Below are 13,011 nucleotides of genomic sequence, written 5' to 3'. Positions count from 1 at the left end.
TATGGAAACGCAGGAACTCATCAAGGCCCTGGCTGCGGACAACCAGCGAAGCGGAATGCCGATGACTGTCGTCTGGACGGGTGCCGCTGTCATCGCCATCGCCGTCGCTGCTGGCGTCTTCTTCGTACTTCTCGGGCCCAGGCCGGATATTGCAAGCGCAATGCAGACGCTGCGCTTCCCGTTCAAGATTGTGGTGGCAATTGTGCTTACCCTGAGCTCCCTCAGTGCACTGCGCGCGCTGTCGCGGCCGGAAACCGAGCCGCGCGACTTGCTGCCCCCTCTGATCGTCGCTCCGGCGCTGATCGCGATGGCGGTGCTTGCCGAGCTCATTGCCGTGCCTGCGAGCACATGGTCCGCGAGGCTCGTCGGAACGAACAGTCTCGTATGCCTGACCTTCATCTCGCTGATCGGCATCGGGCCCCTCGCTCTGCTGCTGCTTGCGTTGCGCCATGGGGCCTCTTCTCATCCCGCGCTTTCGGGCGCAGCTGCCGGATTGGCTGCCGGTGGCATTGCGGCGGCCTTCTATGCCTCGCATTGCACGGATGACTCCCCGCTTTTCGTCGCGACCTGGTACACGATGGCGGTGGCAATCTTGGCCATTGCGGGGGGATTTGCCGCCCGCCGCATAATTGACTGGTGAGTAGCCGGACAAAGGCCGGCCCCCTGCACTTCGGTGTACTATGATCGAAGTTCTGCTAATGACTTGAACTGCCTAACACCTAAAGCGGTGATAGGATGAGAATTTATGAGTTAACACTCGCCGACGGGCAGGAATGGGCTATCCCGAAGGTTCTCGAGGATAATCACGTGCTATCGGACCTTCGCGGACAGTGCCAACCCCACTGGGTGCCTATCCGCATGGACCTCCTCACTGAGGATGACGAAGGGACGCCGCGGGGATATTCTGATTTTCCCTGGTATGGGTCGCATGTCCTCATACTTCGCTGCGCCGCTGCCGAAGGCCTGCGCGACATCATGACGCCATACGGCGAGTTCTTGCCCCTGAAGGGCGGCAATGGATTGGAGCTATTCAACGCAACGACTGTCTTGGACGCACTAGATGAAGGTCGTTCGGAAATCATACGCTTCGACGATGGCGATATACTAAACATCGAGCGTTATGAGGTTCACCAAGAGGTTATTGGGAATTCCCTCATCTTCAAGCTGCCCTACCGCACATCCAATCTGTATATGCAGGCTGGTTTCATTGAACAAATCAACGACATGGAATTTTGTGGGATTGGGTTCGAACTGGTGTGGAGTGACGAGGTTGACCCAGTGCGCAAGGTCATCTTTCCTCCTCGTAGCCAGACGTATAGAAAAAGGCAGTGGTGGTGGCGCTGATGCCAAAGAGCAAAAAGCAGTCAATCTCCGTCTGCAATGGGAGAGGCGCCTGGCGGAAACTCCGCCTGTAGGACTTTTCTCAGCGTCGCCGCATCCGCCAGAAATGCCGCCGGATCGTCTCCCGCCACGAATTCCAGCATGGCAAAACGCCGGCCGGTCCAGCGCGATGGCGGCATGGCGGCCAGAGCGGTTCGCCAGTAGTCGGCGGCGGATGCCAGGGGGAAGCGGTTGCGGTCGCGATCCCAGGCGAAGACATGGACATGGGAGACGTGCTCGCCGATCCGGGCAATCTCCGTGACTGCATCGTCAAGCGGGAGACCGGGCCGCGGCTGCCAGTAGAGATAGACATTCGGGTGCGCGACCGCCTCGATCAGGCTGAGCGCCGACCCGGTCTCGTCCGTCAGGGTCTGCGGGTGATATTCGAGCGAGAGGGTGACGCCATGCCGGGCGGCTTCCGCGGCCATGTCGCGGATCACGTCCGCCGCGGCCCGCCGTTCATGGTCGCTGTAATCCCTCGAATCGCGCTGACGCGTGCCGGGCCAGATGCGGATGTTGGAGGCACCAAGCGCGATCGCAGTTGCCAGGGCGGGCGCGAGGGCGGAAAGATCGTCGGTCGGCGGCGCGATATAGGAGCCATAGGAGGTCTTCAGGCCCGCGCTTTCGCACAGGTGCCCGACAGTGCGGGCGGTGGACGCTTCACCCGGAGGAACATGGGCGTCTCCCGCCCACTCGATAGCGGCGAGCCTCGCCTTCGCTGCCAGCGCGACGATTTCGTCCGCGGGCAGCTTGCGGAAGGTGACCGTGCAGAGAGCCGGTTCGAAAGCGTTCATGCCATGCGCCCCAAGTCCTGCTTGTGAACCTCGAACAGGAGCGGCCTGCCTTCGAGGAACCGCGCCACTTCGTCGACCGCCATTTCCCCAAGGCGCGTGCGTTCCAGACCGATGGCGCCTGCGATATGCGGCGTCAGATATACGTTCGGCAGGTCGTAAAGCGGCGAGCTTTCATCCGGAACCTCGGGGTCGGTAACGTCGATCACGGCATTGATCGCGCCCGACTGCAGTTTTTCGATGAGTGCCGCCTCATCCACCAACGCGCCGCGCGCCGTGTTGATCAGCGTCGCGCCGTCCTTCATAAGGGCGAGCTGGCGGTCGTCGATCATGTGCCGGGTCTCGGGTAGCAGCGGCGCATGCAGCGACACGATATCGGAGCGGGCCATCAACGTATCGAGGTCGACCTTCTCTACCTCGAGGGCCATGGCTTCGGCGTCTTTGACGAGCGGATCATAAAGCAGCAATCGATAGTCGAGGAGACGCAGCAGTTCGATCACGCGGCGTCCGATCCGCGACGCGGCGACGATCCCGACCGTGCGACGATGGTTTCCGATCGCTTCGCCCTGCAGGATCTGGGTGCGCTCGCGGCCACGGTCGGCCGCATAGACATCGCGGAAGCGGAACACCTGCTTGCCCGCAAATATAACGGCTGCGAGGGTAAACTCGGCGACCGGTACGGCATTGGCCTCCGCCGCGTGGCTGACCTTGATCCCCGCATCGAAAACGCTCTCGTCGACCAGCCCCTTGATCGTGCCAGCGGCATGGACGATGAGGCGAAGACGCGGCGCCCGGGTGAGGACGGCCGCATCGATGAACGGCGCGCCCCAGCCGGTCACCAGGACTTCTGTCTCGGCCAACAAACGCTGCGACCGCTCATCGGCGAACTCCGTCATCGGCCGCTGATCCAAGATTCGGGCGAAGGCACCGAGCCGTGCGAAAAGCTCCGGCGCCAGAACATAACGCGTCCTTTCCGGCTGCATTGCAAAGGCGACGGACGGGAGGGTCATGGCATCGATCCGGGCGCTTGCATTGCGCTGACGGTCAAGCCTTCCGCCCGGAGGCCGTTGAGCACCAACATATCCGGCATCGCCGGCGGGTTGGACCAGTCTTCGGTGACGGCGGAAGTGTTGCGGCTCGCGAGCACAGCGCAGGCGAGTATGGTTTCACCAGTGGGGATTTTGGTCCGCAACTGCGGCACCAGGGTCTTCGCGGCAATCAGATTGGTGTTGGGCGGCGCCTTCTGGATACTGCCCTCGCGCGGGACGGTCGAACCGAGATCGCGAATCCCGCTGAAATCTTCCGCGCCGATTGCGTGGGCCGTCCCGTCCGCGGCGGCGAGCGTGTCGGCCTCGAAATCCCGTCGGGGAATGGCGAAGCCGCCTTCGGCCGTTTCCAAAGGCCGCGGCGTCGTAATCCGGTGCACGCGCACATGCCAGGGCGAGGCCGGAACAAGCCAGGTCTCGACAACGACGTCCGGCCAGGGGGACCATTTGGAAAACAGCACATGGTCCGCAAGCCGCACCTCCTCATTGGCCTCGCGCACCCGGTAATGAACGCCGTCGTCGCTGAATGCCAACATCGAATCGAAGGCACCGCCGGCAAATGCGCGTTCGTCGCTCTCGACGCTGAAGGCGTAACGCGCCGAATAGGCGAATTTCGCATATTTTTCGGAGCCGAAGCGCATCTGGCGGTTTTCCTGGCCTGAGGAAAGCGCCACCACGTCCCCTTTGACGGGCATCATGACCATGCCCGGATGGCGAAGGACTACCGGTTCGGCCAGCGGCCGCAGCGGGACTTCCGAGCTCCTCCAGAATGGGTGGTCTTCGCTGACGGCTAGCGGCAGGAAAGCCTTGAACGCCCAATAGGGTGAACCGGCCGAATTGTAGTTTTCCGACATAAGGAGGTTCGGATAGCCGTAGCCAATAGAAAGAACGCCGTCCCGATCCGCTATCGGTTTGTCTGCCCACCATCTGAGGTGGCGCAGGCAGAGCCCCTTGATCTCGCCCCAGGGCAGAGCCTCGAGGTCGGCAAACGCCAGTGCTGCCCAGAAGCCGGCGCAGGCGAAGCGGTAGGTGAGACTGCGGCCGAAGGGGAGGGTCGCTCCGTCTTCGGCAAACCAGTGGCGAAAATCCTGGGCGAAGGCGACCGCCCGCTCACGATACCGTTTCGCATGGTCGTCTTCGACGAGGCGGGCATAGATCAGCCCGTAGAAGTGCATGGCAAAGGCGATGTAGTGGTCGACGCGCCGCACATTGCCGTCGCGATACCAGCCGTCCCCGATGTAGAAGCCGTCCAGCTCGGCGAGATAGGCCTTCGTCAGGCTGCGATCGTGCTCGATGCCGAGGCGATCGAGGGCGATGTCGACGAAAACGCGAAAGAACTTCCAGTTATTGTCGGCATAGTCGAACTTGCGGGCATGGAGGAGATAAGAGACGAGATTGTCTCTTTCACGCCCGTTCAAGGGGTCCCACAGCTTCTCCGGCGCAAGTGCCAGCGCGAAACCGAGGGCCGCAAGCTCGACCATGCGCTGGTCCCGGCCGTTCACTTGTCCCCAATATTCCGGATGTTCAGGGTCGGTGCCGTTGGCGATCCCTTCCGCATAGCGGTCCCAATGCGCGAAATTTCCGCCGCCCGCGGCGAAGGGAGCAATACCCCAGAGGGGCCTCGCAAAGCCCTCCAGATCGGCAGCGGCCCGGTCGAAATGGGCCGCGGCTGCGTCGAGGCGGACCCGCGCATTTCCTGCAGAGAAATGGGGGAGCAGCGGATCGAAGAGATCGAGCAGCGCGCGCTGCATGTCGCCGCGTGTCTCAAGCGGATTTCCGGCAAGCGGGTTGGCGCTGGCGGGATCATAGGTCATGGATTGTCTTTCGTGGCGATTGTGCCGCCGGGCACTGGGATGACGGCGTGAGTGACATGCCGGGCGGGCACGTCCGGATGGCTGAAGCGAAACTGCATTATGGCGACCGCTTCGCGGCCGAGCGCTGCGCGGTCGACACGCATCGTCGAAAGGCGCGGATTGGCCATGTCGGCGCAGGGCAGGTCATCGAAACCGATGATCGCGAAATCGTCAGGTACGCGCCGACCGAGTTCGGTCACCGCCTCGAGAACGCCCACGGCAATGAAGTCGTTCATGCAAAAGGCCGCGGTGAAACCCTCGTCCTCGGCAAGAGCGGCAAGCATTGCTGCATGGGCTTCGGCACTGGAGTTGCTCGCGAACGGCAGCCGGATGACACGCGCATCGCCATCATCCACGGAGGCGACGGCCGCTTCGAAGCCGCGCACGCGTTCGCGGATCGTATGCCGATGCGATCCGGTCAGGTGGAGGATACGCCGGTGGCCGGCGTCCAGCAGCATCCGCGTCGCCGCGAAGGCGCCGAAGAAGTTCGGCGGCGAGACACCGTCGAAGCGCAATTGCGGATCGACGCCGTTGACGAGGACGACGGGGGTACGGCTTTCCACGAGCCATTCCGCAAGCGCCTCGCAGGGATCTATACCGACCAGGAAAAGGCCTTGCGCATCGACCGATTGCATATGTTCGCCAATGGCTTGCGGCGTAGCCTTCGCCTCATTCACGAGGCGAATGTCGAAAGACATGCCCTGGTCGGCCGCCTCGGAGCGCAGGCCATCGACAATACCCTGGTAAAATGCGCTGAGACTGCCCGTGACGCCGTTGCTCGCGATCAGCGCCAGCGCGCGAGGGGCTGCCGCAGCACCGGCTTTGAGAGGGTAGCCGAGGTCATTTGCGACCTTGAGGATCTGTACCCGGACATCCTCGCTGATGCCAGGCTCATTCGCGAGGACGCGTGAGACGGTGGATACTGAAACGCCTGCTTGGGCGGCAATGTCTGCTTGACGGAGTCTTCTCGAGGGTCTTTCTATCATGGCGCAAACATCGCGCAATCAATGCAAATTTGCAAGAATGAAAAGAAATATTGCGCAACAAAGATTTTTGCATAAACTCTTGCGCTAATTGGCCCTGCAGGTGCTGGAGGAGAGTGCCGGGCAGGGCAGCACAGGGGAGGACTAGCATGCTACTCAACAGACGCGGATTCATGGTCGGCGCGGCTGGCGCAGCGACGGGTATCGCCCTCAGCTCCCGGTCGGGCCTCGCGGACGAAAGCGTGCAGTTGCGCGCGATGTGGTGGGGATCCAACGACCGCTCGAAACGGACATTGGCGGTCGCCAAGCTTTTTGAGGAGAAGAACCCGGATATCAGGATCATCGGCGAGAGCTTGAGCGGCGACGGATACTGGACGAAGCTCGCCACGCAGATGGCCGGCCGCGCCATCGCCGATATCTTCCAGCTCGAGCCCAGTACGATTTCGGATTACTCCAAACGCGGCGCCTGCATGGCGCTCGATCCCTTCATCTCTTCGGCGCTCGACGTCGACGCCTTCGGCAAGGACGTGCTGAAGTTGACGACGGTGGACGGAAAGCTTTGGGGTATCGGCCTCGGTCTCAATTCCTTTGCGCTGTTTTACGACGCCGATGCCTTCGCCAAAGCCGGTATCACGCCGCCGGGGGTCGACACCACCTGGGCGGAATATGCCGACATCGCCGTCGAGATGACCAAGGCGGCCGGCAAGAAGAATGTCTGGGGCGGACCATATGGAGCACGCTATGCCTATGTCTTCGATGCCTGGCTCCGCCAGCGTGGCAGCAGCCTCTACACCGACACCGGCCTTGGCTTCAGCGTCGAGGAGGCGAAGGAGTGGTACGCCTATTGGGAGGAACTGCGCAAGCGCGGTGGCACCGTGGGCGCTGACATACAGACGCTTGACCAGAACACGATCGACACCAATTGCCTGGCGCTGGGCTACTCGTCGATGGGCATGGCCTATTCCAACCAGATGGTCGGCTACCAGCTCATCATGAAAAGCAAGCTCGGCATCGGCATGCTACCGCGTGCCGAGAAGGGCGGCCCCTCCGGCCACTACTATCGCCCGGCGCTGATCTGGAGCATCGGTGCATCGACTGAACACGGCGAAGCGGCCGCCAAATTCATCAACTTCTTCGTCAATGATGTCGAGGCCGGCAAGATCCTCGGCGTCGAGCGCGGCGTACCCATGTCGCCGACCGTTCGCGAAGCCATCCTGCCTTCGCTCAATCCGACGGAGACGGAAACGGTGAAATACATCAATGCCCTCAAGGATCAGGTGGGCGGCTATCCGTCGCCGGCGCCGCTCGGATCGACCGAGTTCGACCAGCGCGTGCTGCGCCCTATCGCCGACGAACTCGCCTTCGAACGAATATCGATCGAAGATGCGGCGTCACGGTTGGTGGAGGAAGGCAAGGCCACGGTCCGAGCCGGCTGATCCAGTCAGCGAGATTCCAGTTCGCAGACATCCATGGCATTTGCATGTGACGTGCAGGTGGCAGGCTCAACGATCCGATCGGCAGACGTGAGATTGAGACCTCGGAAGCTGCCGATGCAAGCGCGCGGCTTATGGCCGCTCGGCTTTGTCTGTCCTGGCAAGTTCGATCGATTGGTGCGCCTGCGCACATCAATCATTCGCCCAAGAGTTTACAGCAGCCGCGAAGACGCGTGATTACGACGTCGCGTGCGACCCTTTAATGATGCGCAGCAATCAGCATAGAGCTACGTCGCCATCATCAAGGGGCTGAAGCCAGGAGCGCGCGAAGGTCGAGACCACGGCTCCGAGATCGGAGCGCTTGAGCCGTGGTCGAGGGCCGAAGAAAAGCTGTGTCGCCATGCTCGGTGCCGTCGCAGCTCGTTTGCAAAAGGTGGGTCCCGCGTGACCTCAGCTGAAGGTCTTGAGCTTCGCCTCTGCAATCGCTGCTAGGAAAGCGTCTCGTGCCGGCGCGGCAGGGGCGGCGCCGAGCATCGCATCTGTGCAGGCGTTCAAAGCAGCAGCGTATGTGCTTCCGTCCATCTTCGGCCAGTTTTCGCTAAGCAGGCGAGCTGCAAACGTGGGCGACCACACGATCTGGACACCATCGAGATTGGGAACCTCGACGATCACGCATTCATCCCATGTCTCGTCCATGTTGATATTCCTGTTCTTTTCGGGGCCTAACCGAGTTCCCTCTCAATCGTTCCAGCGCGGCTACCACTGCCTGCAAGGCTCGGTCAGCTAAGGAGTCGCACGACATTTCCGTTGAGCGGGATCGATCGAAGCGCAAGTTCGACCGTTTTCGCCTTACCTGACAGAGACATTCACTAGCCGCTGGAGTATAATTGCCTTTGGCCTGGGACATGGCACCCCGAGCGTGGCAGTACACGAAAACTGGGTGGTCACATGGACGATCCGACCGTGCACAGACGTCTGACGGCCATCCTTGCCGCAGACGTAGTGACCTATAGCCGCCTCATGGCCCGGGATGAGGCAGGTACTCATTCGGCATGGAAATCGCACCGCAGGGACCTAATCGACCCCAAGATCACCGAGTATGAGGGGCGTATCGTGAAGCTCGCCGGCGATGGATTCCTGGCGGAGTTTCCAAGCGTCGTGAATGCGGTCACCTGCGCTGCCACGGTTCAGCGGGGTATGCTGGAGCGCAATGCGGATGTGCCGCGGCCAAGCCGGATCGAGCTTCGCATGGGCATCAACCTTGGGGACGTGATCGTTGAAAGCGACGACATTTTCGGGGACGGCGTCAACGTGGCTGTGCGGCTTGAAAAAATAGCGGCGCCGGGCGGTATCGCCGTATCTGCGGCCGTCCGCGATAACGTTGGCAACAGGCTGGATCTTCGATTTGAGGACATGGGCGAGCAGGCGCTCAAGAACATCGACCGCCCAGTGCGCGCCTACAGCATTTCTCTGGATTTTCCGGCGGCCCAAAAAACGGCCGGCTCGGATGCAGGCACCCAAGAGCCTTGGGAGATCGAGAAGCCGTCCATCGCGGTGCTGCCCTTCAACAATATAAGCGGTGACCCTGAGCAAGAATACTTCAGCGACGGGATCACCGAGGACATCATTACCGACCTGTCGAAAATCTCCGGCCTGTTCGTTGTCGCCCGCAATACGGCATATACCTACAAGAATAAGCCCGTGAAGGTGCAGCAGGTGAGCCAGGATCTCAGGGTTGGCTATATCCTAGAAGGAAGCGTGCGCAGGGTCGGCTCGCGTGTGCGCGTCACCGCGCAACTCGTCGAGGGCAAGGGCGGTGGTCATCTCTGGGCCGATCGCTACGACTGGGATCTCACCGAAATCTTCGCCCTTCAAGACAAGATCACCCATACCATTGTGGACCACTTGAAGGTCAAGCTGCTTCCGGAGGAGAAGAAGGACATCGGTCGGGTGCCCACCGGGAACTTCGAGGCCTATGCGTATTACCTTAGAGGACGGCAATTCCTGCACTGGCACTCACAGTCGCATTACGTTTTGGCGAAGCGTATGTTCGCCATGGCGGTCGAACTCGACCCGCTTTATGCGCGGGCCTACGCCGGAATTGCCGATTGCGATTCCTTCCTCTTCCTTCACTACAACGCTGACGTGTCGATCGACGGCATTTTGGCGACCAGCGCCAAGGCGCTGGATCTTGAGAGTGGTCTCGCCGAAGCGCACGCTTCACTCGGCCTGGCTCTGTCGCTTCGCGAGCGACATTCGGAAGCGATGGCGGAGTTCGATCAGGCGATCGCCCTCGATCCCGATCTGTTTGAAGCCCACTATTTCTATGCCCGTGCCTGCTTTACCCAGGGGAAGCTGGACGAAGCGGCAAGGCATTTCCAGCGCGCCGCAGACATCAAACCTGACGATTACCAGGCCTTGCTTGTGCTCATTAACGTTCTCCGCTCGCTCGGACGCGAGCAGGAAATGAATACCGCGGCGCGGGAAGGCGTCGCGCGCGCCGAGCGTGAGCTCATGATGCGTCCGGAAAATCCAAGACCCGCCTACTTGGGGGCTGTGGGGCTTGCGGCACTTGGCGAGCTTGATCGTGCTAAGGAATGGGCGGGACGCGCTTTGGCGACCGATCCCGACGATCGCCTGGCCAAATATAATGTGGCTTGCTTTTACTCGCTCCAGGGCGAACCTGATCGAGCAATCGACTTGCTAATCGAGCTTCTCCCCGAGGCCACCCACGAAACAAAGAGGTGGGTAAAATACGACTCGGATCTCGACCCCATCCGTAATCATCCGCGTTTCCCGAAGGTGCTTGAACTCCTCGGGTGAGAGATACTGCCGGCAGAGATTTTTCGCAACCTAGAGCGCGTCCGATGAAAGCGGAATCGGCATGAGGATTCCTTTTCAGAGCGTTCTGTGATTCCCTCCTCCTGTCTTTGATTTGTCGGAGGGAACATGGCCCGAGCATTGAGTGATGATCTTCGCCACCGGGTTCTGGCTGCGTCGGCTGGTGGGATGTCCGCACGGTCGGCTGCAGCGCGGTTCGGGATCGGGATTTCGACGGCGATTGCCTGGATCGCGAGCGCTCGGCAGGGTCAGGTGAGCGCTGCCAAGCAGGGTCGACCTGGAGGTTCCCGTCTCGACGATCATGAGGCTTTCATCATCGGCATGATCGAGGCGTCGAAGGACATCACGCTGAACGAGATGGTTTTGCGTCTGGAAGAGGACCGATCCGTCTCTATCGGCCGCAGCACCCTCGACGTCTGGCTGCGCAAGCGCGGCTTCACATTCAAAAAAAGACCGCACATGCATTGGAGCAGGAGCGGCCAGACCTCTTGAAGCGGCGTCAGGACTGGTTCGATGCCCAGCTTGATCTCGATCCAGCCCGCCTCGTCTTCATAGACGAGACGGGTCTTTCCACGAAGATGTCCCGGCTTCGCGGTCGCGCGCCGCGCGGAGAGCGTTGCCGATCGGGCGTTCCGCACGGTCATTGGAAAACCACGACGTTCACCGGGGCGCTCAGGCTCTCCGGCATGACCGCGCCGATGGTCCTTGACGGGGCGATGAATGGAGTGGCTTTCCGGGCCTATGTCGAGCAGGTTCTCGTGCCGACCCTCACGCCCGGCGACATCGTCGTCATGGACAACCTGCCGGCCCACAAGGCGGATGGCATCCGACAGGCCATAGAAACCGCCGGCTGCACGCTGCTCTATCTCCCGCCCTACAGCCCCGACTTCAACCCGATCGAAAACGCCTTCTCAAAGCTCAAGGCGCTTCTGCGGGCACGGGCCGAACGCTCCGTCGACGCCCTGTGGAACACCGTTGGCGACATCGTCAAACTCTTCGAGCCGCAAGAGTGTGCGAACTACTTCGCAGCAGCAGGATATGACCCGGTTTAAAGTGGACGTGCTCTAGGCGAAGAGCAGGTCGAATGAGATCCGGGGCGATGGCTTGAGACGTCCAAGCGCTACGGACAAGGGTTAGCCGCGCATCGGGACCATCCACGAAATGCTCTGGCCAACCCTCGTCGAAAGACGCTTCACCTTTGCGGACCTCCGGGACCGATATGCCGGACATGAGTTCGTTGCCGGCAAACTGCGACCGGCCGGAAACGGCCGCAACCCGCCAGATGCACCAACGACTCCGGAGTCCCAAAGGCCTGCCACCCCGCAAACCTCGCCAGCCTCGCTACCGCGGCACGCTCCCTTCGCTGAGATGGCTTTTTAGCAAGCATGCTGATCTCGCGCAGGCGTTAGCGGCCGCGCTTCCCAGACCCAGGAGCAACTGGCGCGACGCTGCAGACGACAACAAACAATTGCGCCGCACGTGCCGATTCGTGGCGCGATTTAACGTATCCGTATGAAGGGGTGAAATCCCACGCCCGCCTCGAGCGGACGTTTTCTTTTCCGTCAGTGTAATCGCGACGGGACCCTGAGCCGCGTGCGAGCTTGGGGTAACTATAAGGCGTCCTAGAACATAAGAACGCCCTAAATCAGAGGAACGGTGCGTCTTTGCGGAGGGCGCCGCGATGTCCACAGATTTGATTCTCTTCTTGCTCCAGTGCGTCGCGATTATCGGCGCGAGTGCCGCGATTTTTATTGCCTACGCCGAGGACCGATCTTAGTGGCGCGGTTATCTGCGAGTTGTCTGTGGTTCGTCATGGGCATCTCCGTCGGGATTTGCCACCTGCCAGCGCATATACGCTGGCAGCGTACTGTCTGCAGCGGTCGGCATTCCCGCCTATCGTACCACCGACATCTCTCTACGATGCGCACCCCTGGTGGTCACTAATATCTCAGTACCGCCACCTGGGCGCGCGCTTGGCATTGTGAAGCAACTCCGAAGCCTCAGCGAAATCGCCGAAAAGGCTGGTCAAGCGCTTCTCCTCATCTTGAGGCAAGCGTTGCCGCAGGCAAAAAACGTGTATGTTCCATACCTTAGTAGTAGTTTGCTTGGAAATCTTATCGGCTTCAACGCGTTCGACCATCTTGCTCCTCCCAAAGCGAAGGAGGCCAGGCTATGCTACTTAAGTCTAATTAAGCAAGAACTAAGTAAGTAATACTTATTGCCTGATCTGACGGCTGCGATGAGTCGTTGGAGCGAGAAAGATCTGCAGCGAAGTTGATGCCAGGTGCATGCGGCGACGTCCTTTGACCAAGATGCTGTCTTCGGAAACGCCGCCATCGAAATTTATGGCGACCTTATCGACTCCGAAAACCGACGTGATGCCGTTGTGGCGTCGTATGGCGGCTTGTGGTGACAGCGGCCGTCAGCCGGTCGCCTTCGGTCGAGTATGATCAGACATAATATAACCCGGCGTCACCACCCCACATCTTACCGTCGATAGCGTGACGCTGAATGTCCCCGCCAATCTCATTTCGTCAGTTCAGGCCCCGGCCCATCACCAAGGGCAATCAGTACCGATGGTCAATCTTTGCCGTTAAAGGCGGCGAGACGGAGAGGGCTAAGGGGGCGGCGCCGCGCTCGGAGCTTGCTTCGGGCTGATTGCCAAAAGACCGAGGTCCGCCGCT

At 60.8% G+C, this 13,011-nt stretch carries 11 protein-coding genes; 5 read left to right on the top strand and 6 right to left on the bottom strand.

Annotated elements, in window-relative coordinates; genetic code table 11:
- The first annotated feature begins 1 nt into the window (after position 1).
- Complete coding sequence (locus M1D34_RS23045; protein ID WP_498782317.1) at positions 2-640, top strand: NrsF family protein; 639 nt, start codon at positions 2-4, stop codon at positions 638-640.
- A gap of 95 nt (positions 641-735) precedes the next feature.
- Positions 736-1,344, top strand: coding sequence for an imm11 family protein (locus M1D34_RS23040; protein WP_498782315.1), 609 nt, complete (start codon positions 736-738; stop codon positions 1,342-1,344).
- A 20-nt stretch (positions 1,345-1,364) separates the two neighbouring features.
- On the opposite strand, the gene M1D34_RS23035 is transcribed toward M1D34_RS23040, so the two are convergent.
- The 4 genes from M1D34_RS23035 to M1D34_RS23020 are packed head-to-tail and all read right to left on the bottom strand — an operon-like array spanning position 1,365 to position 6,056.
- On the bottom strand, positions 1,365-2,174 hold the full coding sequence (locus M1D34_RS23035) for a sugar phosphate isomerase/epimerase family protein (protein WP_498782313.1): 810 nt from the start codon (positions 2,172-2,174) through the stop codon (positions 1,365-1,367).
- A complete protein-coding gene (locus tag M1D34_RS23030; protein WP_498782311.1) occupies positions 2,171-3,181 on the bottom strand; it encodes a hydroxyacid dehydrogenase in 1,011 nt (336 codons plus the stop codon). Before M1D34_RS23030 ends, M1D34_RS23035 begins: the two co-directional genes overlap by 4 nt.
- Positions 3,178-5,031 (bottom strand): DUF2264 domain-containing protein, encoded by a 1,854-nt coding sequence (locus M1D34_RS23025; RefSeq protein WP_498782309.1) that lies wholly within the window; start codon positions 5,029-5,031, stop codon positions 3,178-3,180. The genes M1D34_RS23030 and M1D34_RS23025 overlap by 4 nt, the downstream gene beginning before the upstream one ends.
- Entirely contained in the window at positions 5,028-6,056 is a 1,029-nt protein-coding gene (locus tag M1D34_RS23020) for a LacI family DNA-binding transcriptional regulator (RefSeq protein WP_498782307.1), read from the bottom strand. Before M1D34_RS23020 ends, M1D34_RS23025 begins: the two co-directional genes overlap by 4 nt.
- Positions 6,057-6,202: 146 nt before the next feature.
- Between M1D34_RS23020 and M1D34_RS23015 the strand changes: the two genes are divergently transcribed.
- Positions 6,203-7,489, top strand: a complete 1,287-nt coding sequence (locus tag M1D34_RS23015; RefSeq protein WP_498782305.1) for an ABC transporter substrate-binding protein — start codon at positions 6,203-6,205, stop codon at positions 7,487-7,489.
- A 447-nt stretch (positions 7,490-7,936) separates the two neighbouring features.
- Here the strand turns inward: M1D34_RS23015 and M1D34_RS23010 are convergent, their stop codons facing one another.
- The gene (locus M1D34_RS23010; protein WP_498782303.1) at positions 7,937-8,182 is read right to left on the bottom strand and encodes a DUF982 domain-containing protein; all 246 of its coding nucleotides are present in this window, start codon (positions 8,180-8,182) and stop codon (positions 7,937-7,939) included.
- 252 nt (positions 8,183-8,434) lie between these two features.
- On the opposite strand from M1D34_RS23010, the gene M1D34_RS23005 reads away from it, so the two are divergent.
- Positions 8,435-10,309, top strand: coding sequence for an adenylate/guanylate cyclase domain-containing protein (locus M1D34_RS23005; protein ID WP_498782301.1), 1,875 nt, complete (start codon positions 8,435-8,437; stop codon positions 10,307-10,309).
- A gap of 126 nt (positions 10,310-10,435) precedes the next feature.
- A protein-coding gene (locus M1D34_RS23000; RefSeq protein ID WP_498779537.1) for an IS630 family transposase occupies positions 10,436-11,379 on the top strand; the annotation gives its coding sequence in 2 pieces (ribosomal slippage) (positions 10,436-10,772 and positions 10,772-11,379; 945 coding nt in all).
- Between the two features lie 896 nt (positions 11,380-12,275).
- On the opposite strand, the gene M1D34_RS22995 is transcribed toward M1D34_RS23000, so the two are convergent.
- Positions 12,276-12,467 carry a hypothetical protein gene (locus M1D34_RS22995; protein ID WP_498782299.1) on the bottom strand — a complete coding sequence of 64 codons (192 nt, stop codon included), beginning with the start codon at positions 12,465-12,467 and terminating at the stop codon, positions 12,276-12,278.
- Between the last annotated feature and the right edge of the window lie 544 nt (positions 12,468-13,011).

This window comes from Ensifer sp. D2-11, from assembly GCF_054161295.1.
The sequence above is the reverse complement of the archived record's forward strand: the minus strand, read 5'-3'. Positions and strand labels throughout refer to the sequence as shown.